This window comes from Enterococcus sp. C46 (assembly GCF_040887565.1).
Taxonomy (GTDB): Bacteria; Bacillota; Bacilli; order Lactobacillales; family Enterococcaceae; genus Enterococcus_B; species Enterococcus_B lactis.
On record NZ_JBFOGA010000003.1, the window covers coordinates 296,574 to 318,681 of the forward strand.

Consider the following 22,108-nt stretch of genomic DNA (forward strand, 5'->3'; position numbering starts at 1 on the left):
ATGCGTGCCATTTCAATCAAGCATCCTGGTTCTGTAGATGTATTAGAACAAATAGAAGTGCCTGTTCCTGAACCAAAACAAGGCGAATTATTGATAAAAGTCCATACAGCAGCGGTCAATCGAACAGATATCATGAAAAGAGAATCAGTCTCTTTAAAACCTCCCTACCCTATTTTGGGTGTCGAAGTAGCTGGAGAGGTAGTTGAGAATAAAAGTGATATCTCCACTTTTACTACTGGAACAAAAGTGTACGGATTAGTCAATCTAGGTGGTTATGCTGAATATGCTGTGATGCCTGCCGATCGAGCAATCCTTCTCCCTGATACATTAGATTATGTTTCTGCTGCTGGAATCTCAGAAGTTTTTCTGACTGCTTATCAAACACTTTATTGGCTTGGAAAATTACAAGAAGGCGAAACTGTTTTGATCCACGCAGGAGCAAGTGGTGTTGGAACAGCAGCGATTCAATTAGCTAGACAACTTTCTCACGCGAAAATCATCGTTACTGCAGGATCAGAAGAAAAGCTCGCCTTTTGTAAAGAACTTGGTGCAGATGAATTGATCAACTATAAAAAACAAGATTTTCAAGAAGAGGTAAGAAAAATCACTGATGGTCGAGGAGTCGATGTTATCTTGGATTTCATCGGCGCTTCTTACTGGGAAAAGAATTTAGCTTCTATAGCCGTTGATGGACGCTGGGTCTTGATTGGTATGCTTGGCGGAACCATTGTGCCTGAGATAGACCTTGGTGTATTGATTGGGAAACGTGTCCAACTTCTTGGTACATTATTGACACCTAGAAGTGATCAGTATAAAGCAGAGCTCGCACAAACTTTTATGGAAAAAGTGGGGCCTTTTCTAGAAAATGGCAAGATTCGGCCAATCATTGACCGTACATTCCAATTCAGCGAAGTCAAACAAGCGCATGAATATATGGAAGCAAACAAAAACATCGGAAAAATCATTTTGAAGATAACTGAATAAAACCATGCTGATCAAAAAAGAGGCTGGAATAGAAGCGTTTAACTCCAAGAAATAAGAAAAAATTCTCGAAAATTGCTTTTCAAATTTTTGTGAATTTCAGCTTATTTCCGAAGGAGTTGCTCCTGCTTCCGCCGTTTATACGTGTTTAGAGCGTGAGACAAAAGTGTTCTTTACTTTTGTCCCACGCTCTTTTTCCGAACAAACGGTGTTCAATCAGCTTGCATCTGCGGTAATAAGTCCAACCAAGTCAAAAACATAAGAAGCTACTTTTACTTGGCTGTTCTTATTACTTGATGCAGGGCAGCTTTTTCACAACCTCTTCACTAAACGGTGTTCTACTGCCAACTCCTCGGTCACAAGTCACAATATTCAATAAACATGAGGAGCTGTTTTTTGAAATTGTTCCTTGTGACTCGGAGCTGAACGGCAGGCTCACGACCTCTTTCTTAAACGGTGTTCAATCAGCTGACCCTCGGTATTCGCTCAACAAACGGCAAAATATGAGGAACTATTTTTTCGTTTGTTTCCCTAATACTCAGGTCAAAACACCGATTTCACAACCTCTTTTTATTTACGTTCTATTTCATTCATTTTCCGAAGCAAACCGAGCAGCTTGTATGCCCGCTTGTCGCCCAAAAATAATGATTTCTGCAACTGAGTTTCCACCGATCCTATTGTCTCCATGTAATCCACCTGTGACTTCTCCGGCAGCATACAACCCGCTGATCGGCTGATTTTCTTTATCCAATACTTCGGTATTCGTATTGATTTTCACACCCCCCATCGTATAATGAATCCCTGGCGCGATTTTGATTGCATAATAATTTGGAGACGATAGATCATGTTCCATGGCTGTGGCACGATTGAATTGAGCATCTTTTTTCTTGGCAACATCCGCATTCCATCCATCAATTGTTTTTGCTAATGTTTCTTTTGGCAAATCAATTTTTTCTGCTAATTCTTCCATTGTTTTTCCAGTTGTGACATATCCTTTTTGGTCATAAAATTCGATGGCAGTGGCACGATCACGCACGCCTTGATCAAAAATCAAATACGCTGATTTTTCAGGCAACGCTGTGATGGCTGCAGATACTTTATCCCTTGTATCCATTTCATTCACAAATCTTTTGCCTTCTTGATTTACCAAGATTGCTCCTTCTCCGCGAACCACTTCACCGATCAAGATTCCCTCATCCTGTTGCACGGTTGGATGAATTTGTATTTTATCCATGTCAACGGTTTGTCCGCCTAACTTTTCGATCATGGTAATACCATCTCCAGTTGATCCTTCTTGATTTGTCGTAATATAATCAGCTAAATCAGGACGATATCTTTCAATAAATTCTTTGCTAGCACCAAAACCGCCTGTAGTGACGACGATTGCTTTACCGGTGATTTTTTTTGGTTCTTCTCCTTGGACATGTACAGTCACTTCATTGACTGTTTCGCCATTTTTCTTAATATCTGTCACATCTGTGTTGACAAAAATCGGTATTTTTCGCTCATGGACGCTGTTCAATAATCCATCCACTAAATATCCACCGATAGCCGAGCCATCAGACGGACGATGCGTCCTCTTCTCACCCATCCCTCCAGTGATCGTTAAATTATCTAGTTTGATCCCATTTTGATCCAACCAATCGATTGCATCAGCAGAGTGATTGACAAAGTAACGAAGCATTTCTTTATCATTTGTTCCTCCGCCACCTTTTAGCGTTTCTTCATAGAATGCCTCATTGGAGTCTTCGATTCCCTCTTCTTTTTGGAATTTGGTTTCAGAAGCGTTCATTCCGCTTGATGATTTAGACGTATTTCCTCCGGCAACAGGCATCTTTTCGAAAATCACTGGGTTCAAACCAGCATCTTTTGCTTCGATAGCGGCTGCCATCCCTGCACCGCCAGCTCCCACGATTACGATATCATAAGATTCTTTCATTTCTTTTGGATCGGTATATGCTTGTTTAGAAGCACCTGATGACACTTCGGCAGATTCCTTCGTACTAGAACTTGTCTGTGCTGTATTTTTCTGATCTGCGCCACATGCACTCATGGCAAGAAGCGAAACCGCCGTTAATAAACCAACAACTAATTTTTTCATGTTTATCCCCCTTTTCTCCTTATGCCTATATTAAGTGATTTTTTTCACAATATCAACTCTGTTTTTCTTTAAGACATATAGTTTTGGTAAACACGCGCTTCTTAGTATAATTAAGGATATACATGAAGGAGTTATTTTATGAATCATTTGAAAACCTTTTTTACGAACAGTACAAAAACTGCTGGCAAAATCACAAATGGAATCTATATTTTATTACGTATCATCGTTGTTATTATGTTGGTTGATCAGATTTGGAACCAACATTGGGGAAATACGATGCTTTTATTATTGACACTGATTTTATTTGAAATTCCTTATTTTCTGGAAAAGATATTAAAGATACAGATTCCAAATATGTTAGAAATCATATTGTTATCTTTTATTTTCAGTTCAACGGTTTTAGGAGAATTAAGCGATTTTTATGGCTATTTTTCAATGTGGGATACTTTTCTACATGCATTCAGCGGATTTTTAGCTGGGGGTGTCGGTTTTTCACTTGTTTATTTGCTCAATAAAAATACAAAAACGATGAACTTGACTCCTCTGTTATTAGCAGTCGTTTCCTTTTGTTTTTCGATGACAGTTGGTGTTATGTGGGAGTTTGTTGAATTTTCAGCAGATAAATTGCTACAATTCGATATGCAAAAAGATACGATCGTCCAGCAAATCAATAGTGTGGAGTTAAGCAAAGACGGAAACACTGTCTATCATGTTCCTGATATCACTCGGACAGTCATTGAAAGTCAGAATGCAGACGGTAAAACAGATAAAATAATCATCCAAAATGGTTATTTAGATGTAGGAATCATGGATACTATGAAGGATTTATTTGTTAATTTTATTGGAGCAGTCGTTTTCAGTATATTTGGTTACTTGTATAGTCGAAATGATTACCAAAAATTTACTTTCATCAAGAATTTTATTCCAAAAAAAATCAAACGATAAAAATTCTAAAAAAATAAGAGAAGAGGCAGTGACAAGACTTTTGTCACGACCTCTTCTTTTTCGAATAAATAGCGTATCATCAGCTAGCCAACAGGATGAATTCAAAAACAGTAAGATAGAAAGAACTACTTTTCCGTTTTTCTTCTCATATTGTGAGCTGATTTCACCATTTTTTTATTTATCTAATTTACTTAAAACCTGCATAACCTTTTCATAATCTGAATTAGGTGTGCCATCTAGATTTTCAGCAATAAAAGAAAAACCCATTTTTTTATAAAGAGCAATCGCCTGATGGCTCCATGTCTGTGTGTGAAGATAGATTGGTCCATCCGTATGGAGGGTAGGAAATTCTTGTAAGACTTTAGCAGTCAATGCTTTTGCGAGCCCTTTTCCTTGGTAAACTGGTTTAACTGCCAACCAATGAAAAACCGGATACATTCGTTCTCTTGATTTTTTTCGCCAAGCGGTACAGGTTGCTACTTTTTCTCCATTTTTTGTCTCTACAAAAAACATCCTTCTTTCAAGTTCTTCAGGATAAGGAGCAAAGTTTTTTTGAAAATACTCAAGTGCTTCACCTGTCGTTTGAAATTCCCCAACGGAAGTTTCAATCTCTGACCAAGCAGATTCGTCCCCTTTTTGATAGGTTCGAAATTTAAAGCCTTCCGCTAAAGGCGTCATTGGCACAGGCAATTGAAATGGTCTTGTCATCCAGATTTCTGCGTAAGGCAACGTTTTATCTAACATTTTTCTATCCCTCCTCGTATCCATTATGCCAAATAACAGATAACTCAGCTACTTATTTGACTATAGCAGATAGGGGGATGAATCAGAACCAGTCATCTGCGTCAAATTCATTTCGATTAGCGTATACCCATGTTCCTGCCATACCTCGCATGACATCTCCTAAAACGGAAGAAGAAGGGACGCCTCCACCAGGTGCGGGTGTTCCCGGACTAGGAAGCGGTACTTGCGGCTGCAGATGCTCATTGGTGGAATCAATAGTTGACAAGCGTTTTTTCTTCGTTTCCTTGTGGTCATCTGATTCATTTTGATCTTCCGACTGTTTAGTAACAATTTCTTTTTCTGATTGTTGTTGTTCTATTTTAGACTCTAACATTTCATTTTCCGATTCAGAAACTTGTGGGACCAAATGATCTTCTTGCCCTATCGTTTTGTTAGATTCTGAGCTTTTTATAGATATTCTTACTGGTTCTAGGCTTCTTATTTGTTTTACTTTCCCTGTTGGAGAAACTGCATGAGCCATTTGTTGTTTTTTTTCTGGCAAGCTTTCTTCTTGTCTTTTTTGTTCTTTTTGGTTTATCTGTTTATTTAATGGTAAAACATGTAATAGCGACTGAGCACGGAGTTCTTGGAGTGAATACGGGTCATGATAACTATACATAATCGTAAAATCGCCTGTTTGTTTGGTCAAATAACCATCCTCCAATGGTTCTCCGTTGATTGTGACCTCTACATCCTTTGACGGTACGGGTTTACCTAAGGAGTTTGTTGCGGATTTGATCAACTCTTCTTTACTTATTTTTTCATTTGGCTGAGCAATAACAACATGACCTTCTAATGAACTATTATCCGGTACATAAACATAAGTGAAGGTAATTTCCTCTCCTGATTGCTTCCTATTATTCATCAGTTTTGAGTGAATAGCTTCAAGAATCACCGACCAGTTACTGTTTCTGTCTAATCCGTTTGCTTGCATCCAGTCAGAAATAGAAGTGACTTTTCCGTCTTGTTCATAAGTCGACAAATCTACATTCGGCACTCGATCAGAAAATTCAGCAGGGAGTTGTAAATCTGGAATAAGTTCTACACTACTTATGCGTGTTTCTGCTTGCAGTTCTTTATTCGTTTGACGATCAATAAAATGAGTGATGACAGTCGATGAAACAGCAGGTGCTTCTACATAAACGACAGCTGTTGTTTCCACCATTTTTGATGTAAGAGGGTCTGCATAAGTTAATACGACGGGATATTCTCCCGGTGTGGTAGAATCTACTGTCCCGCTCATTTTGATTTCTTCTTTATTCCCTGAAGTTCCATCGCTTTTTGTTACATATTCGATAAGAGATTTAGGGTCGTAATTCTCTCCTGTTATTAGATGAAGATCTTTTCCTTTGATAGCTGTTTGATCAACATGAACATGAATCACAGCAGATGCAGTCATTGTTTTTAAAGCAATTGGATCAAAATAAGACAAGTCAATAGTAGATACTCCTGTATTTGTCGTGTCTATGATATTCCCATTGTTTGAAATTACTTTGGACATATCTCCTTGTGTTCCATCTGCATTCCTCAAGCTTTCTACCAGATCCGATATCGAAATTTTTGTCCCTGCCAGAACGTTGATTTCCTTGCCTTTGAACTGTGAATAATCTTTTCCATATACATAAGAGACTTGTGCACTTCCACCGTCCTTCACACCTGTCAAAGCATGATTTAAACTATCAATGATCTGTTTTAGCTGATCACCTTTTGTTGGATCAGTCATACCGGAAAAGACAGAAAGCGGCACGCTACTTCCAGTTTCTGATGTCCATAATGTTTTGTTAGGAATTAACCAATAGTGGTTTATCGTTGGAGGATAACTGACTTTATTATAGGAATTCAAAGAAGGAAGTAGCTGTGTTCCACTTACATCAGTGAAAGTATGGGTAATAGTAATAGGAGAATCAGTCGTCTCAGAGACAGATGTACGTACGATCTTGATGGTTTGTGCCGTTGCCTGAACGGGTACATTCATATAGACACCTACAGATAAGCTGATCAGCATCGTACGCATCACAAATTTGACGTAGCGGTTTTCAGAACACGATCGTTCTTTGTCTAAACGGCAAGCGTGTTTATTTAGTTTTTTAGGTTGTCTTTTTGAACACATTTATTCTTAGTCCTCCCTACTCTTGCCTCAGCATGAAGTAGTAATTTTCATAAGATGATTTTATTATATAGATAAAATCAAAAAAAAGATGGTCAATTGGGACAGTATTTTTCTTGATTTTTTATTATTTAAAGAAAATCGTAATAATAACTTATGTACTTTTTAATTTTGTCAAGCAATATCTCTCGATATCTAGTCATCTTTTCTTTGAAAAAAACATAAATCAGCTAATAAATAGGTGAGACAAAGTTGTCATCCATAAATATTAGCTGATTTTTTCAGTTAAATGTCTATTTTTTTCTCTGATAATGATATTCCCAAAATATTCCCAGTCATCTGGAGTCGGCGGATTTTTCCATATTATCTGCTCTTTGTTGAATTTTTCAAGCAAACAATCAGATAAATAAATATCCGTACGGGAAGTGATTCGACTTTCAATCACAATATTGTAATTTTTAAATCCCTTCACTTGAGAAATAATATAAGCGTTATAGGCAGATCCTTGAGAAAAATCAATACAGACATGGATTGGTGATTCAAAATAAGAGACTGGACAAATACCGACCAATAAAAAAAGATAATCATAAAATAAGCGAATCATGAAACGTTCATCTTTTTCCAAGAAATAGTGTTTATTATCTTGTATGACATTTTGGATCGCTGTACTGAATATTGGATACGTTTCGAAGAAAAACTGCAACTGCTTTTTAGACGTAAAACTAGTCATCTCAAAGTCGAATATCCAATTTTTCCGATTGACATGCATCATCCCCATACGAAGTTCTTTTCGTATATGGAGTCTTTCTTCTTCAGAAACTTCAGTTGAAAATGGTAATTGATCAATCAATTCCACTGACATTTTTTGACTAATCATATGGATATCATGGAAATGAGCTTCTGCAAGTCCAAACGCACCATCTAATTCAAATTCTTCTTCCGTAATCAAAAATAACATGATATAAGAAATCTCATCAATAATCTGCTCTTTAGGGATATGTAGAAAAGAAATATGCGATAAATCCTTAATAATCTTCATTCCTTCTGAGCTCTTAAAGTATTCATCTGAAAAGAAACGTTTTCCTATTGGTTGATTTCCATAAATCCTCAACAAACTAACAGTAGTTAGCAAATTGAATTTGATTCGCTTTGTGGCAGACAACTTTAAATTGAACAGATATTCAAAATATTGCACGATACTTTTTGCTTCATTCATGACGCTTTCTCTAAATGGCATAGAAAAACCATTAAAGACCCCAAAATATACCCCAAATAATACGTTCCGTATGTTTATTTCTTCCCCAACTAATATGTTTTTCTTTAACTTTATTTGATGCTGTTCAAGAAAAGAGACTAATTCTCTTCTTTTTACATAAGCTCTTGATATGCTTAAAAAATGGTTCTCTGCAAATTTTTCAATTGTTACTTTTGAATCCACGATCTCCGTTAACAGTCGAGCAATTTTTGATCGTTGAAAGTAGATTCTTCTTAAATTTTTGATATCCGTCAAATTTAGCCGTTCAACATGAATCTCTCCTTCTTCTGAGATTTGGATCTCTGGCTTTGATTTGAATTCAGAAAATTCTTTATTTAATTCTATGATATAATTTCTTGTTTTAAATTTAGATAAACCTAATGTTTCATATAACTTAGACAACACGACGTAATTCTTTTTCTCAAATTCTAAATATCTGGCTAACAGCAGTTTTTCTCTATCTTCCTCTTCGATAAGGTAATCCAACTTCATATTCTACACCTCAAAAAAATGCCTCATACCAATCACTTGATATGCAGATGAAAGTTCATCTTTTCACCTATACTGATTTTATGATGGATTACACCTGTTTTTTCATCAGTTATTCACATTTTTTATCTTTTTTTTGAGAATATTACAAAAAATGGAAAAATTTACGGGAAAATATTCTATATTTTTTGTTTTATTGTGTTAAAATGTACAAGATTTGCACCATTTGCGTAAACAACCACAAAAAGAGCAGGGCGTCCTCCGTCCTGCTCTTTTACTTATTTTAAGTGCAATTACTTATTAATTCGCTAAACTTCTGCTTGTTTCTGATAGTGCTTGTTTCTCTCCAATGATCCGCACTTCTGTTTCTAAAGACACATCAAATTTTTCTTTGATCACTTCTTGGATGTGCGCAATCAATTCAATATAATCTGTCGCTGTCGCATGATCGATATTGACGATGAATCCTGCATGTTTTTCAGAGATTTGTGCACCGCCCCATTTCAGACCTTGCAATCCTGCTTGCTGGATTAGCTGACCCGTATAATGTCCTACTGGGCGCTTAAAGACACTGCCGCATGAAGGGTATTCTAATGGCTGTTTGGATTGACGCAATTCTGTCAACTCATCCATTCGTGCTTTGATTGCTTCATAATCCCCTGTTTGCAAACTGAATCGAGCTTCCAATACGATAGCACGTAGCTCTTGGATTTTACTGTGACGATAAGAAAATACCATTTCTTCTTTTGTCAAAGTTTTCAATGTTCCATCTTCAAGCAAAAGATCCACTTCAGCAAAAACATCTTTGATCTCTCCGCCATACGCACCTGCATTCATATAAACCGCTCCACCGACACTTCCCGGGATGCCGCAAGCAAATTCAAATCCAGTCAATGATTCGGCCAAAGCTGCATAAGTCGTATCAATCAGTGAGGCACCTGCTTCCGCAATGACCATCGTTCCTTTGACATGAATCTGTTTCATTTCAGTCAGCATGATGACTACACCACGGATCCCACCATCTTGAACGATCAGATTGCTTGCGTTTCCTAGTACCATCCAAGGTATATCATGGATTCGGCAATAATCGATGATTTGCTTTACTTCTTCTTGCTTTTTCGGGAATGCAAGGACATCAGCTGGTCCGCCTGTTTTCGTAAACGTATAGTTCATCAATGGTTCATCAAACAATAAAGTGATCGTGGCTAAGCTTTCAACTATTTCTTCTTTATTCACTGAGGATTTTCCTTTCTTTTCTCAAACGTCCCCATTATTCTATCACGCTTAATACAATCTTGCCAGTCTTGTTCAAAGTTGATGACGGTAGTGCTCTTTAAGCACTTCCTCGCATAATTCATGACTTCTTACAACTTCTTGCTGCTTAAGCAGTTCTGCTTCCGGTTTACCTGAACGTATCTGAGATAAGAAGGCCTCTACCATTGGCTCAAACCCGCGTTTGACTAGCGTGTTCGTCCAGTCGCCAAATTCTTTCACCTTTTTTCCATCAGCATCTTGAATGACAAGCTGGGTCAGGTCGCTTACTTCATAAGTACCATTCTTACTTGTTACTTGATATTTTTCTGTATTAGCACCACTTGCTAGATCCATCGTTAATAGAGCCGTTTGATTTTGTGTTTCTAATTGTAAAATGGCATATTCCAAATATTCCTTTGTTTCTCTTATCTGATATTTTGTTCTCAAAATGGGTTCATCCAATAAATACACCGCTGTATCAATGAGATGTAAAAATAAATCATAAAGGACGAATTCTGTCGTCTCTTTTGCCGCTATTCGATTTTTTTGCAGTTGGATCAGCCGCTTCTCTGGGATACGTTTCAATTCTTCTACCATAGGAGCAAAGCGTCGGTTAAAACCGACCATCAAGATCACTTGGTTCTTATCAGCCAATTCTTGCAATTCACGCACTTCGTTTAGATGGACACTCAACGGTTTGTCAATATAAACATGGATACCATTTTCTAGACATCTTTTTGCTAGCTCATAATGTACTTTTGTTGCTGCGTGAATCATGCATGCCTCGATTTTTTCTTCTAAAAGCTCATCGATCGTTTTATATAGATGTTGGAACCCATATTCTTTTTGGATTCTTTCTTTTGTTTCTTTATTTCGTGTTGCAAAATAAAAATCAACTGTTCCTTGTTTTTTCGCATAGGTTGGTAAATATGCTTTTTCTGCAATATTCCCTACACCGATTACACCAATCTTCATCGACTTTCCTCCTGGATCATTTAGTTACTTTCATCTTACACCATTTTTTACTAAAATGAGGTACAATAGTATCGCAAAGGTAAGGAATTTAATTCGAAGGAGTGTGTTTTTATTGAAATTTATCTCTTGGAACGTGAACGGGCTTCGTGCCATCGTAAATAAAAATTTTTTAGAAGTTTTTCATGAGTTAGACGCCGATTTTTTCTGTTTGCAGGAAACAAAGCTCCAAGCAGGACAGATCGATTTAGATCTTCCTGGTTATTATCAATATTGGAATTATGCAGAACGAAAAGGCTATTCTGGTACAGCCATTTTTGCTAAAGAACCTGCATTGAATGCCACTTACGGAATGGGTATCGATATCCACGACACAGAAGGCCGTCTGATCACTTTGGAATATTCCGATTTCTTTCTTGTAACTTGTTATACGCCAAATTCTCAAAGTGAATTGAAACGTTTAGATTACCGATTAGAATGGGAAGAAGCCTTTTATAATTATCTAGAAAATTTAAAGAAACAAAAACCAGTCATCGTTTGCGGGGATCTAAACGTCGCGCATCAAACGATCGATTTGAAAAACTGGAAAACGAATCAAAAAAATGCTGGATTCACTCCAGAAGAAAGAGCGGCTCTTTCTCGACTGTTGGATAACGGGTTTATCGATACATTTCGTTATTTTTATCCAACCCAAGAAGGTGTTTACTCTTGGTGGAATTACCGATTCAATTCAAGAAAAAACAATGCTGGTTGGCGGATCGATTACTTTTTGACGAGCAAAGATTTAGCGCCAAGACTGGCTGATGCAAAGATCCATACGGACATTATGGGCAGTGACCATTGTCCAGTAGAATTAGATTTGAAATAAAGAGGTTGTGAAAAAGCTGTCCTGCATCAAGTAATAAGAACAGCCAAACAAAAATAGCTCCTCCTATTTTTCTTTTGGTTGGGCTTATTACCGCAGATGCAAGCTTTTGAACACCGTTTATTGAGAGGTTGTGAAAAAGCTGTTTAGTTTCGAGTATTAAGAAAAATTTTGTGAAAATGGCTTTCCACATTTTTGCATAAATTTGGCTTAATACCGAGAAACTGGCTTTTGAACACCATTTACCAAGAGGTTGTGAAAAAGCTGTTTAGTTTCGAGTATTAAGAAAAATTTTGTGAAAATGGCTTTCCACATTTTTACATAAATTTGGCTTAATACCGAGAAACTGGCTTTTGAACACCATTTATTGAGAGGTTGTGAGCCTGCCGTTTAACTCTGAGGCACAAGGAGCAATTTCAAAAAACAGCTTCTCATGTTTGTTGGATATTGTGACTTGTGACTGAGGAGTTGGCAGGAGAACACCGTTTATCAAGAGGTTGCGAAATCGGCGTCCTGATCTGTGTATTAGAGAAACAAACGGCAAAATAGTTCCTCATATTTTGCCGTTTTGTGAGCTGATACCGAGAAGTCATGATCCTCTCGTCTAACTCCGAGTCGCAAGGAATGAGTTCAAAAAATAGCTTTTCTCTACAAAAACTACATAAAAAATCCTATGTTTTTTGTTAAAACTATTTGTTTTTTTCAAAAGTATGTTACAGTAATTTCCCAAGGAGGTTTTACAGAAATGAATTTTGTTTCCATGGATTTTGAAACTGCCAATCATCAGCCTTATAGCGCTTGTTCTCTTGCGTTAGTCATGGTAAAAAACAGCCGAATCGTCGATGAATTCTATACATTGATACAGCCTGAAACTCCTTTTTTCTGGCGAAACGTCCAAATTCACGGAATCCATCAAGAAGACGTACGCAATGCGCCGAAATTTCCAGAAGTCTGGCAAACTATCCAACCATATTTTCAAAAAAATCTTTTAGTCGTTGCACATAATGCTGCTTTTGATACAAAGGTCTTAGCAGGTTGTTTAGATTATTACCACCTCGAACAGCCTAATTATCTTTCTTTATGTACAGTGAAAAGCAGTCGTCGCTTGTTTCCTGAATTTCCAAATCATCGATTGAACACTGTGTGCGAAAATTTGAACATCCAATTAGATCATCATCATGATGCATTGGAAGATAGTCGTGCGTGTGCGGAAATCCTGCTTTATCAAGAAAAAAAATTCGGGACAGATCCATTGAAAAAACTCGTGACTATAAAGTAAAGCAATCATTTACTTATGAAACGCACAAAGAGGTTGTGAAATCAGCGTTTTGACCTGATTATTAGAGAAACAAACGGCAAAATAGTTCCTCATATTTTGCCGTTTTTTGAGCGAATATCGAAGGTCAGCTGATTGAACACCGTTTATTCAAAAAATGGACTGCGTCACGACTTTTGTCACAGTCCATTCATACGTTTTTCTGCCTTCCCAAAAGGATGACAGTTTCTTAACTCTTTTCTTATTTTTTCTATTCAATCAAATAACTCATTTTATATACATCTAAAAATTCACCTAAATCTGTTCTTGTCCCTCTAGGCATGACCGCTTCGATTTGGAAACCCATTTTCTGGTAAAGGTGTACGGCTCTTTCATTACGAACTTGAACATCCAGCTCCAATCGAAAAAGTACACCCATTTCCTTCGCCCAATTGATGATTTCTTCTAGCATAAGAGTACCTAGTCCCATTCCCCAATATTCCTGCAGGATACTGATACCGACTTCTCCCACATGAGATAAACGAAATTGACTGTCTGCTTTGACTGATGCTGTTCCAACAATCGTCCCCTCATTGATAGCAAGCAGCAATAAATTATTGTTGCTTTCGTACATATAACTCAACTCTTCTGATAAAGTTTCTGGGGGTAAAAGAAGTTCAGCTTCATCTAAAGCTAAAAATTCTGTCTCGCTATTGACTTGTTCCATCATCGAAAGAATATCTTTTGCATCATCTGGCACTGCTTCCCGCAAGATGATTCCAATTTCTTCACTCATGGTTTTCAACCCATTTTTCTAGGATTCGCTGTTTGAATGTTTCACTTTGTTCACCATATGAGATTAATTTCACATAACGCTTTTCTAAATCTGTATCACTTTTTTCTAAAATCAGTTCCAAATAATCTTCTGGCAGTGCTTCTTCTAATAGGTTTCCCCATTCGACAACGGAAAGCCCATCTCCTTCAAAATATTCATCTAACCCTAAGTCAGCTCCGCTAGCTGCTACCCGATAAATATCCATGTGATACAACGGAATCCTGCCTTGATTATATTCTCTAATAATCGTGTATGTCGGACTTTTGATCATTTGCGTTATTCCCAGTCCTTGGGCGATACCTTTCGTCAATGTTGTTTTACCCGCACCTAGATCACCAGTCAATATCAGATTATCACCTGGCATGGCGGAATGACCAATTGCTTCTGCAAATTGTTCTGTCATTGTTAATCCTGATAGTTCGATCATTTTTCATCTTCTCCCGCTCTTCTTTCTTTTTGCCAGTATATCGCGTAATGAAGTTTTTTTAAAGAAAAAAACGAACTAGCCAAGAACAGAAGCTGCCGTTTTTGGACTAGTCCATGTGTATTTGTTAATCAATCAATGTTTGTGCTGCTGTGATAATCGATAATTTATATACGTCTTCTTCATTTGCCCCACGAGACAAATCAGAAACCGGTTTGTTCAAACCTTGCAAGATTGGTCCGATTGCTTCAAAGTTACCAAAACGTTGAGCAATTTTATAGCCAATATTTCCTGATTGCAATTCTGGAAATACAAAGACTGTTGCTTGACCAGCTACTTCTGAATCTGGCGCTTTCAGTTGTGCAACTGAAGGAACATAAGAAGCATCAAATTGCAATTCGCCGTCGATCAAATATTGTGGTGCTAGTTTTTTAGCGATTTTAGTGGCTTCAACTACTTTGTCTACTTCTGGCGATTTCGCTGAACCTTTTGTCGAGAAGCTCATCATCGCCACTTTTGGTTCGATATCGAACAGTTCAGCTGTTTTTGCAGAATCTACAGCGATTTCTGCCAATTCTTGTGCAGTTGGATTCACATTGATTGCACAATCAGAAAAGACGTATTTTTCTTGGTCTCTTCCACGTACCATGATCATCGCACCACTTGTCCGACTGACACCAGGTTTTGTTTTGATGATTTGGAGTGCTGGACGAACAGTGTCGCCCGTCGAATGGATTGCTCCAGAGACCATGCCGTCTGCAACACCCATATACGTAAGCATCGTACCAAAGTAATTCACATCTTTTAAAATCTTTTCTGCTTGTTCTTTGGATGCCTTTCCATTTCTACGTTCGACAAATGCATCTACCATTTCATCCCACTTATCATAAGTATCAGGACTAATGATCGTAAAGCTAGATGTTTTGATTCCTCTGGCATGTGCTGCATTTCTTATTTCTTCTTCGTTTCCTACTAAAATGGGTTCCACCAGTTCTTCTGCTTTCAACCGGGCAGCTGCACCTAAAATTCGAGCATCAGTAGCTTCCGGGAAAACGATTTTGATCCCACGGCGAACAATCTTAAATCTTAAACTATCAAACAATTCCACAAGATGACCTCCAGACGTTTTTATATGTATTATCATACACTATTCCATAAAAAAAGAACAGTTTATTTTATCTGTATCAGTCAAAAATGCCGGAAAAATGAAGTTTTTCACATATATGGCAAACTGCGCTATAACAGGAAAGCGCTGTTTTATTACACTGTTTCAGGCAGTTGCCAATCAATCGGTTCTTCTCCTAACGCAAGGAGTGCATCATTCGTTTTCGAGAAGGGTTTGGAACCAAAAAAGCCACGACTTGCGGATAGCGGACTCGGATGTGGAGATGTAATGATGATATGACGGCTCTTATCGATCATTTTGATTTTTTCTTGCGCCGGTTTTCCCCACAAGATAAACACGATTGGTTTTTCTCGTTCATTTAATTTTTCAATGATCGTGTCTGTTAATCTTTCCCAACCTTTCCCGCGATGTGAATAAGCTTGCCCTTCCCGAACAGTAAGAACAGTGTTGAGTAAGAGGACTCCCTGTTTAGCCCATGACACTAGGTTTCCATGTTGAACAGGTACGATACCAAGATCATCATGAAGCTCTTTGTAGATATTTCTTAAAGATGGCGGGATCTTCACGCCGGGCTGCACAGAAAAAGATAATCCATGAGCTTGGTTTTCTCCATGATAAGGATCTTGTCCTAAAATCACTACTTTGACTTCTTCATAAGGAGTCAATTCCAACGCTTCATAGATATGATACATATCTGGATGGATCTTTTGGGTCGCATATTCTTTCTTTAAAAATTCTCTTAGATGCAGATAATAATCTTTTGAAAATTCTGAGGACAAAACTTCTTGCCAACTGTTATGAATGATTTCTTTCAAAACGTCCACCTCCTAATAAAAAGAATAACTCACATTTTCTTCAATCACAAGGGACAATCTTCCCCCTCAGCACTTGATTAATATGGTAAACTAGGAACAAGAAGCAGAAAGGAACGATAATCATTATGATCAAATTAATTGCATCAGATATGGATGGCACATTATTAGATGCCCATATGAGTGTTTCTCCTGAAAATGCCGAAGCGATACGTTTTGCAAACGATGCCGGCGTTGAGTTCATGGTCGCTACTGGACGAAACTACCAAGAAGCTCGCGCCGCTTTGGATGAAGTAGGAATCGATTGTGCGATGATCACTTTGAACGGGGCACAGGTATTTGATAAAGAAGGAAATTCCTTGTTTACCGTATCCATCCCAAATAATCAAGCAACCTCTGTTTTGGATATTTTAGACGCTAACGGTATTTACTATGAAGTAGCAACCAACGATGGTCTTTATTCTGAAAATCAAGCGAAGCGGATCGAAAGCTTTGCTTCCATGGTCGCTACCCATTTACCTCACCTTACGTATAAAATGGCGATTGCCATGGCCTCAGCTAAGCTGGAGTTGTTGCACATCACATATGTAGACAGTATTCGTACCATTTTGGAAGAAAAGAATCTGGAAGTCTTGAAAATCATCTGTTTTCATACAGAAGGACCTGCTGTGTTAGGACCAGTTGGTAAGCAGATTTCTCTTTTAGGTGATTTAGCTGTCACTTCTTCTGGTCAAAACAATATTGAAGTGAACCATAAAAACGCTCAAAAAGGGATTGCCGTTGCCCACGTCGCGCATGAGCGTGGCATTTCTTTAGAAGAAGTCATGACGATTGGTGATAATTTCAATGATGTCAGTATGCTGCAAGTGGCTGGAGTCAGTTTTGCAATGGGAAATGCAGAAATCGAAGTAAAAGATTATGCCAAATATACAACGGACACGAACCTTGAATCTGGCGTAGGAAAAGCCATATTGCGCGCGATTGCAGAAGACTTATAGTTTTATCTAGAAAAGAGGGATATAGATGTCAGAATTTTTCATTCAGGAAAAACAGCTTGGACGTGCGACTCGGACAATCGTCAAAAACGAAAAAGGGCATTCCCTGTTTTTGATGGTTGGTCGTTGGGGAACAAAGGGCGATGCGTTGTCTCTTTATGCCATGAATGGCGATCTTGTTGCCCACATCAAGCAAATAAGCCTGACATTCGGTACGCGTTTTGAGCTGTATAAGGAGTTCGAAAAAGTGGGAACCATGCAGAAAATATTCAATTGGCCCGGTGATTTTTATTATATTCGTAGGCTTCACTGGACAGTCCAAGGTGATATCTATAATCATCAATATCAAATCCACCATTTCAATCAACAAATCATGAAGATGGATAAAGCTACGCTTTTTTCAGGAGATTACTATGTACTGGATATCTCAAATGATGAAGATGCTCCTATTTGTATTTGTATTGCTGCGGTTTTAGATTACTGGCTTTACCGTAAAGACAAAAGTCGCGATAAGCCTGTTTCTTATCGGCTTGACTTAAGTTAAAAAGATGTACCTGAAATGCGTATTTCCGCATTTCAGGTACATCTTTTTAGATATTCTTTTGCATATGATCATAAAGATGACCACTGATCATCCGCTGACCGACCACTTTGAAGCCATGGCGTTCGTATAATTTTTTAGCCTTTGGATTTTTTTCATCCACACTTAGTCCGATGACGGAGCGATTCGCTTTCTTCGCCAATTTAGGTAATGCTTCTAATAATCGTGAACCGATGCCTTGCCCTCTAAAATCTTCTGATACACTGATAGAATCCAAATACCATTCATTGGGAAACGTTTCTTTATCAATGAACAAACGTGTAGACGCATCTAACTGATATTTTTCTAAGATAGGTACCAGCGGCTGATCGATGATGGCTTCTTCTTCATCTGTATAACCGTAAGCAACTCCTGCAACTTTACCGTCTATTTCTTCTACGATACCTCGTGAATAACTGTAGCGATAATTTGGATCAGTGATGGCTTCTTCTAGAATCTCTAAAGTCTTTTGTTCCCCTGTCTGCTTCAAAAATGGCAATTCCATGTCTTTTAGAATTACTAAGATCAATGGAGCGATTTCTGGAGCATCTTCTTTTCTCGCAAAACGAATCATAGTTTCCTCTCCTTTTCTCCATTCTAACATGCAGAAAAAGAAATCGCAAAATCGTTATTTTAAAAAATCTTCTATCTTTTCAGTAATGAAATAACCATGAGTAACGATTCTTGCCGCTTCAGTTCGGCAATAAGGGCAGACGATTGGCATTTCTTTATCATTATGTTCGACTACATTATTGACTTCTTCGTATGCAAATTTTTTTCCGCAATTAGGGCACTTCATTTTTTCCATGTTATCTCAACTTCCTTTCATCTTTACCCTCTTAGCTTACTCTTATATTGAAAAAAAGAGAAGCGATAGCCTTTTTCTATGCAGATATCCATACCTGTTGAGTCTGTTTTCCATCAATTAATTGGACTTGATAATACGGTCGTTCATCTTTAACTACAATCGCCCACTCTTTCACTTTTGCTTTTTTCCCGTAGTAGCTAACTGCTTCCTTCATCGCTGCTTGCGGTTGCTTGAACTCTTCCGTTTTTTCTATGTCAAATAGAGGTTCTGCTGTTTTTTCTGTATGATTCCTTACAGTTGCTTTCCCAGTGGTCGGGTTGACTGCTATGACTTGTCCTTCACAAAAAAACTGGTATTCATATGTTGCATTCGTAGGATTATCCAATTCTTTTTCCACTGTAAAATGGATAGAAGATATATTGTGTTTTTTTATTTCTTTTTTAGCGATTGCTGCTGCTTCGTTCAATGAGATCCGATATTCTTGATCACTAATATCATCCAAGTGAAAAGCGGCGCTGAGCAATCCTGTCATACCGGTAATCAATATTACGATGAGGGCAGCAGCACCAAACATCATTTTTTTCATTCTTCATTCTCCTGTTTCTTTTTTTAAAAGAATATCAAGAAATGAACGAACGAAAAATCGAATGAAACGAAAAAAAAGTGACAATTTTGTTATCTTTATTCGTGTAGTTCTAACGGCAACCCGTCTGGATCAAAGAAAAACGTCATTTTTTTACCTGTAAACGTATCTTCTCTTACCGGTTCAGATTCGATCCCTAGGGAATGCAATTCTGCAATTGTTTCTTCGATATCGTCTACTTTGAAAGCAAGATGACGCAAGCCACAAGCTTCTGGATAGTTTGGTCGTTGTGGTGCATTGGCAATTCCAAAAATCTCCAATTCGGCACTTCCTAGTTTCAGATCTAATTTATAGTCATCTCGTTCTTTGCGGTAGTTTTCTCTGATTACTTCAAATCCTAATTTATTAACATAAAAATCACGTGATTTCTGATAATCTGAAACAATGATGGCTACATGATGGATCGTTGTAAGGTTCATATAAGCACTCCTATTCTTCGTTTAAATTCGTATCTACCTTATTCTCCAGCTCTATTGTAAATGTGTCAGCTTGAAAAAAATAGCTGTTTTTTCTTTTTATAAGAAAAAAGGCAAAAAAAAAACAGAAAGTAGGTCCTCCAAGACACTCTTTCTGTTCCCAATATAATAAATGAAAGTAAGAAATTATATTTTCAAGAAAACAAACAGAAAATTATCATAACACAAATTATTTATAATTGAAAGACTAGTTTTTTTTCAAGAAAAGCATACAATAGATTGTGTTAGTAAATACAGAACACACTACATTTAGTGTCTTAAGGAGTCCTCATACATGAAGTCATATTTTCAGTTTTTAGCTCATCAGCTAAAAGGCTGGCCGCAACAAAATTATTATCTTTTCTTTTTCAGTCTTGGCTGTCAGGTCATGACTCTTGTCAATAGTCCCATCACTTGGCTGTCCGTTATCACATTTATCGGTACCACGCTTGGTGTATTGTGTATTTTATCCATCAATGCGGCAAAATCAGTCAACGGTATTTTAGGTATTTTGTCTGCGATTTGTTTTATTATCGTTGGATTTTCAGCAAAGAACTATTTAAGTATCGGTGAACAGATTGCTTATATGATCACATTGGATATCCCCGTATTGTTAAGTAAAGAATGGAATCATAATATGGCTTCAAAAATCCGAAAATTCACTGGAAAAAGCTGGTTTATCGCAATCGTCAGTACTTTCCTTGTCTATCTTGTTTCAGGATTCCTGATTGGTCGTTATACAGATGATCCTCGCCCATGGGTAGATGCCATTGCTTTTTCCATTAGCTTGACTGCTGGTATCATCAGTTTCTTGCGTTACAATAACCAATATTACTGGTGGTTAGCTTCAGGGCTTGCACAAATGGTCCTTTGGTATATTTCATTTACGCATGGATCTGCAAGTTTGGCAATGTTCGTGAACAGCTCTGTTTACTTGCTGAATGATGTCCTTGCATTTACCGTTTCTCCTTGGTATAACCAAAAAGAACGTGAACGTATGCAAAAAATGGAAGAAGAATACTACAACGCACAGCAACACGCATAAAAAATAGGCTTTTTCTCTAAAAATAGAGAGAAAGCCTATTTTTTATAGTAATTCCTTCAGATACTTTCTTGCCTCATCATTGAAACGCAGTGATTCTTCTAACTTCTGATAATATTCTAAGGCTTGTTTTTGCGCTTCAGTAAAACGATAATGTTTCCCTTTCCATTTGTCGATCGTCTCTTTTACATTCCCGGAATGGATCTCCTTCACTACTAGCTGCCATTTTTCTTTTGAGACTGTGTGCTCTTTCTTATCAGCAGATTGTACGGCTTCTCGTTCTTTACGCAATACTTTTAAAAAACCATTTCTGACTATCCGAGGAATGCTGTCGAAGAACCCTTCCGTAAAACCATAGCGACAATATTGCTTCCAAATAAATAGATAGATTTTTGGTTGGATGAATCGTTGTTTTTTTGCAAAATATTCCATCTGGGCAATGACTTCTGGTGTTCGCTGACGTTTTGTCTTTCTCAATGCGGAAATAAACGTTTCAAAATAAGCATTAGGATGTGCTGGCACTTCTTCATAAACGATGGATTGCCAATCTTTACGTAAAAATGTGCGATAGTTGTTCAAGAATTCTTCTACATCCTTTACTAATTCTTCTGCAAAGTCGTCAAACAGTTCTTTCTTTATCTGTCGCTTTTTTGGCTGCCCATTGATGTGTTCACTGATTTTCTTGATTTCATTTTCCAATGCTTGATAATCCGCTATGTAAATCGGCATTTCTGCTTGGCGAAATTCTGCGAGACGCTGTGCTAATTTTATATCCGGTAAATACGGCTGTTTCATCCGTCGATTTTGGTACAGGACAAAACAGTATTTTTGCCATAGTTCTTCAGGAAAATCGATATTCTTTTGCTTAAGCCATAATAATTCATCTAAGGCCAGATCGACTTTTGTCATTCCCTGATGGATCGAAGCTGCTACTGTCGGAGAAACATGCAGGTGATCGGCAAAGTGGTTGATACCTAGCTTTAGGGTCTTTCCGGTTTTTGGCGATTTGACGATATATTGCACTTTTAATTCTCTCCCACATTCGCAATACAATTTTTGCTGGCTTCGTTTTGTTCGAAAAAACGGATTGATCTTGAAGTCAGAAAACACCCAATCTGTTGCGGCCAAATAATGTTCTTCCATAAAACGAGAGCTGATTAGATATCGGCGGTGCTTATCGACTAGTTCCCGCTGTTTTTTTGTTAATTTTGCATAGATCTCCCAACGTTGACTGCTTGTGTATTGTTTAGAGATCTTAATAGGATAGCTTTTGTTGATTTCTTTTGGAAACCATTCTTCAAAGACGGATTGCCATTCTTCCACGGCTATTTCTTTCCTTTCTAATTACAAAAAGCTGGCTACTAACATAACGTTAGCAACC

The 22,108-nt window shown here is 37.7% G+C and carries 22 protein-coding genes; 7 read left to right on the plus strand and 15 right to left on the minus strand.

Going from position 1 to position 22,108, the window contains the following annotated elements:
- The gene (locus tag AB3I27_RS07100; RefSeq protein WP_002308406.1) at positions 1–984 is read left to right on the plus strand and encodes an NAD(P)H-quinone oxidoreductase; all 984 of its coding nucleotides are present in this window, start codon (positions 1–3) and stop codon (positions 982–984) included.
- A gap of 583 nt (positions 985–1,567) precedes the next feature.
- Here the strand turns inward: AB3I27_RS07100 and AB3I27_RS07105 are convergent.
- A complete protein-coding gene (locus AB3I27_RS07105; RefSeq protein ID WP_002345300.1) occupies positions 1,568–3,082 on the minus strand; it encodes a flavocytochrome c in 1,515 nt (504 codons plus the stop codon).
- A 138-nt stretch (positions 3,083–3,220) separates the two neighbouring features.
- On the opposite strand from AB3I27_RS07105, the gene AB3I27_RS07110 reads away from it, so the two are divergent.
- A complete protein-coding gene (locus AB3I27_RS07110) occupies positions 3,221–4,027 on the plus strand; it encodes a hypothetical protein (RefSeq protein ID WP_222897023.1) in 807 nt (268 codons plus the stop codon).
- A gap of 174 nt (positions 4,028–4,201) precedes the next feature.
- On the opposite strand, the gene AB3I27_RS07115 is transcribed toward AB3I27_RS07110, so the two are convergent.
- The 5 genes from AB3I27_RS07115 to AB3I27_RS07135 form a co-directional block, all read right to left on the minus strand.
- A complete protein-coding gene (locus AB3I27_RS07115; RefSeq protein ID WP_222897022.1) occupies positions 4,202–4,771 on the minus strand; it encodes a GNAT family N-acetyltransferase in 570 nt (189 codons plus the stop codon).
- An 82-nt stretch (positions 4,772–4,853) separates the two neighbouring features.
- Positions 4,854–6,920, minus strand: coding sequence for a bacterial Ig-like domain-containing protein (locus AB3I27_RS07120; protein WP_222897021.1), 2,067 nt, complete (start codon positions 6,918–6,920; stop codon positions 4,854–4,856).
- A 265-nt stretch (positions 6,921–7,185) separates the two neighbouring features.
- Positions 7,186–8,664 carry a helix-turn-helix domain-containing protein gene (locus tag AB3I27_RS07125; RefSeq protein WP_222897020.1) on the minus strand — a complete coding sequence of 493 codons (1,479 nt, stop codon included), beginning with the start codon at positions 8,662–8,664 and terminating at the stop codon, positions 7,186–7,188.
- A gap of 297 nt (positions 8,665–8,961) precedes the next feature.
- Complete coding sequence (gene murB / locus AB3I27_RS07130; protein ID WP_002308397.1) at positions 8,962–9,897, minus strand: UDP-N-acetylmuramate dehydrogenase; 936 nt, start codon at positions 9,895–9,897, stop codon at positions 8,962–8,964.
- A gap of 72 nt (positions 9,898–9,969) precedes the next feature.
- The gene (locus AB3I27_RS07135) at positions 9,970–10,890 is read right to left on the minus strand and encodes a Gfo/Idh/MocA family protein (RefSeq protein ID WP_002345303.1); all 921 of its coding nucleotides are present in this window, start codon (positions 10,888–10,890) and stop codon (positions 9,970–9,972) included.
- A 112-nt stretch (positions 10,891–11,002) separates the two neighbouring features.
- Here AB3I27_RS07135 and AB3I27_RS07140 point away from each other — a divergent pair, with 112 nt between their 5' ends.
- Together AB3I27_RS07140 and AB3I27_RS07145 are read left to right on the plus strand one after the other, a co-directional pair.
- Complete coding sequence (locus AB3I27_RS07140; RefSeq protein ID WP_002308394.1) at positions 11,003–11,755, plus strand: exodeoxyribonuclease III; 753 nt, start codon at positions 11,003–11,005, stop codon at positions 11,753–11,755.
- Positions 11,756–12,497: 742 nt separating this feature from the next.
- Complete coding sequence (locus tag AB3I27_RS07145) at positions 12,498–13,031, plus strand: 3'-5' exonuclease (protein WP_174132264.1); 534 nt, start codon at positions 12,498–12,500, stop codon at positions 13,029–13,031.
- 247 nt (positions 13,032–13,278) lie between these two features.
- On the opposite strand, the gene AB3I27_RS07150 is transcribed toward AB3I27_RS07145, so the two are convergent.
- The 4 genes from AB3I27_RS07150 to AB3I27_RS07165 form a co-directional block, all read right to left on the minus strand.
- The gene (locus tag AB3I27_RS07150) at positions 13,279–13,803 is read right to left on the minus strand and encodes a GNAT family N-acetyltransferase (protein ID WP_222897018.1); all 525 of its coding nucleotides are present in this window, start codon (positions 13,801–13,803) and stop codon (positions 13,279–13,281) included.
- Positions 13,796–14,269: a tRNA (adenosine(37)-N6)-threonylcarbamoyltransferase complex ATPase subunit type 1 TsaE gene (tsaE, locus tag AB3I27_RS07155; RefSeq protein WP_002308391.1), complete on the minus strand. Its 474-nt coding sequence runs from the start codon at positions 14,267–14,269 to the stop codon at positions 13,796–13,798. Before tsaE ends, AB3I27_RS07150 begins: the two co-directional genes overlap by 8 nt.
- A gap of 124 nt (positions 14,270–14,393) precedes the next feature.
- Positions 14,394–15,374: a phosphate acetyltransferase gene (gene pta / locus AB3I27_RS07160; RefSeq protein ID WP_002312157.1), complete on the minus strand. Its 981-nt coding sequence runs from the start codon at positions 15,372–15,374 to the stop codon at positions 14,394–14,396.
- Between the two features lie 152 nt (positions 15,375–15,526).
- On the minus strand, positions 15,527–16,207 hold the full coding sequence (locus tag AB3I27_RS07165) for a uracil-DNA glycosylase (RefSeq protein ID WP_002308387.1): 681 nt from the start codon (positions 16,205–16,207) through the stop codon (positions 15,527–15,529).
- 125 nt (positions 16,208–16,332) lie between these two features.
- Between AB3I27_RS07165 and AB3I27_RS07170 the strand changes: the two genes are divergently transcribed.
- Positions 16,333–17,202 (plus strand): Cof-type HAD-IIB family hydrolase, encoded by an 870-nt coding sequence (locus AB3I27_RS07170; protein WP_002312156.1) that lies wholly within the window; start codon positions 16,333–16,335, stop codon positions 17,200–17,202.
- 25 nt (positions 17,203–17,227) lie between these two features.
- Positions 17,228–17,743 (plus strand): LURP-one-related/scramblase family protein, encoded by a 516-nt coding sequence (locus tag AB3I27_RS07175; RefSeq protein ID WP_002313432.1) that lies wholly within the window; start codon positions 17,228–17,230, stop codon positions 17,741–17,743.
- 46 nt (positions 17,744–17,789) lie between these two features.
- Here AB3I27_RS07175 and AB3I27_RS07180 read toward each other — a convergent pair whose 3' ends face one another.
- From AB3I27_RS07180 to AB3I27_RS07195, 4 genes are all read right to left on the minus strand, one after another.
- Entirely contained in the window at positions 17,790–18,353 is a 564-nt protein-coding gene (locus AB3I27_RS07180) for an N-acetyltransferase (protein WP_002320003.1), read from the minus strand.
- Positions 18,354–18,407: 54 nt separating this feature from the next.
- Positions 18,408–18,587, minus strand: a complete 180-nt coding sequence (locus AB3I27_RS07185) for a hypothetical protein (protein WP_002308376.1) — start codon at positions 18,585–18,587, stop codon at positions 18,408–18,410.
- Positions 18,588–18,663: 76 nt separating this feature from the next.
- Positions 18,664–19,173 carry a hypothetical protein gene (locus tag AB3I27_RS07190; protein WP_002313430.1) on the minus strand — a complete coding sequence of 170 codons (510 nt, stop codon included), beginning with the start codon at positions 19,171–19,173 and terminating at the stop codon, positions 18,664–18,666.
- A gap of 95 nt (positions 19,174–19,268) precedes the next feature.
- Positions 19,269–19,649 (minus strand): VOC family protein, encoded by a 381-nt coding sequence (locus tag AB3I27_RS07195; protein ID WP_002313429.1) that lies wholly within the window; start codon positions 19,647–19,649, stop codon positions 19,269–19,271.
- A 331-nt stretch (positions 19,650–19,980) separates the two neighbouring features.
- Between AB3I27_RS07195 and pnuC the strand changes: the two genes are divergently transcribed.
- Positions 19,981–20,730, plus strand: a complete 750-nt coding sequence (gene pnuC, locus AB3I27_RS07200; RefSeq protein ID WP_002308371.1) for a nicotinamide riboside transporter PnuC — start codon at positions 19,981–19,983, stop codon at positions 20,728–20,730.
- A gap of 42 nt (positions 20,731–20,772) precedes the next feature.
- On the opposite strand, the gene AB3I27_RS07205 is transcribed toward pnuC, so the two are convergent.
- A complete protein-coding gene (locus AB3I27_RS07205; RefSeq protein WP_002334907.1) occupies positions 20,773–22,050 on the minus strand; it encodes a hypothetical protein in 1,278 nt (425 codons plus the stop codon).
- Positions 22,051–22,108: the final 58 nt, after the last annotated feature.

What these genes read in the sequence shown, in the direction of transcription:
- AB3I27_RS07100 (WP_002308406.1), top strand. Translation starts at nt 1, where the DNA reads ATGCGTGCCATTTCAATCAAGCATCCTGGTTCTGTAGATGTATTAGAA.
- AB3I27_RS07105 (WP_002345300.1), bottom strand. Translation starts at nt 3,082, where the DNA reads ATGAAAAAATTAGTTGTTGGTTTATTAACGGCGGTTTCGCTTCTTGCC.
- AB3I27_RS07110 (WP_222897023.1), top strand. Translation starts at nt 3,221, where the DNA reads ATGAATCATTTGAAAACCTTTTTTACGAACAGTACAAAAACTGCTGGC.
- AB3I27_RS07115 (WP_222897022.1), bottom strand. Translation starts at nt 4,771, where the DNA reads ATGTTAGATAAAACGTTGCCTTACGCAGAAATCTGGATGACAAGACCA.
- AB3I27_RS07120 (WP_222897021.1), bottom strand. Translation starts at nt 6,920, where the DNA reads ATGTGTTCAAAAAGACAACCTAAAAAACTAAATAAACACGCTTGCCGT.
- AB3I27_RS07125 (WP_222897020.1), bottom strand. Translation starts at nt 8,664, where the DNA reads ATGAAGTTGGATTACCTTATCGAAGAGGAAGATAGAGAAAAACTGCTG.
- AB3I27_RS07135 (WP_002345303.1), bottom strand. Translation starts at nt 10,890, where the DNA reads ATGAAGATTGGTGTAATCGGTGTAGGGAATATTGCAGAAAAAGCATAT.
- AB3I27_RS07145 (WP_174132264.1), top strand. Translation starts at nt 12,498, where the DNA reads ATGAATTTTGTTTCCATGGATTTTGAAACTGCCAATCATCAGCCTTAT.
- AB3I27_RS07150 (WP_222897018.1), bottom strand. Translation starts at nt 13,803, where the DNA reads ATGAGTGAAGAAATTGGAATCATCTTGCGGGAAGCAGTGCCAGATGAT.
- tsaE (WP_002308391.1), bottom strand. Translation starts at nt 14,269, where the DNA reads ATGATCGAACTATCAGGATTAACAATGACAGAACAATTTGCAGAAGCA.
- AB3I27_RS07170 (WP_002312156.1), top strand. Translation starts at nt 16,333, where the DNA reads ATGATCAAATTAATTGCATCAGATATGGATGGCACATTATTAGATGCC.
- AB3I27_RS07175 (WP_002313432.1), top strand. Translation starts at nt 17,228, where the DNA reads ATGTCAGAATTTTTCATTCAGGAAAAACAGCTTGGACGTGCGACTCGG.
- AB3I27_RS07180 (WP_002320003.1), bottom strand. Translation starts at nt 18,353, where the DNA reads ATGATTCGTTTTGCGAGAAAAGAAGATGCTCCAGAAATCGCTCCATTG.
- AB3I27_RS07185 (WP_002308376.1), bottom strand. Translation starts at nt 18,587, where the DNA reads ATGGAAAAAATGAAGTGCCCTAATTGCGGAAAAAAATTTGCATACGAA.
- AB3I27_RS07190 (WP_002313430.1), bottom strand. Translation starts at nt 19,173, where the DNA reads ATGAAAAAAATGATGTTTGGTGCTGCTGCCCTCATCGTAATATTGATT.
- AB3I27_RS07195 (WP_002313429.1), bottom strand. Translation starts at nt 19,649, where the DNA reads ATGAACCTTACAACGATCCATCATGTAGCCATCATTGTTTCAGATTAT.
- pnuC (WP_002308371.1), top strand. Translation starts at nt 19,981, where the DNA reads ATGAAGTCATATTTTCAGTTTTTAGCTCATCAGCTAAAAGGCTGGCCG.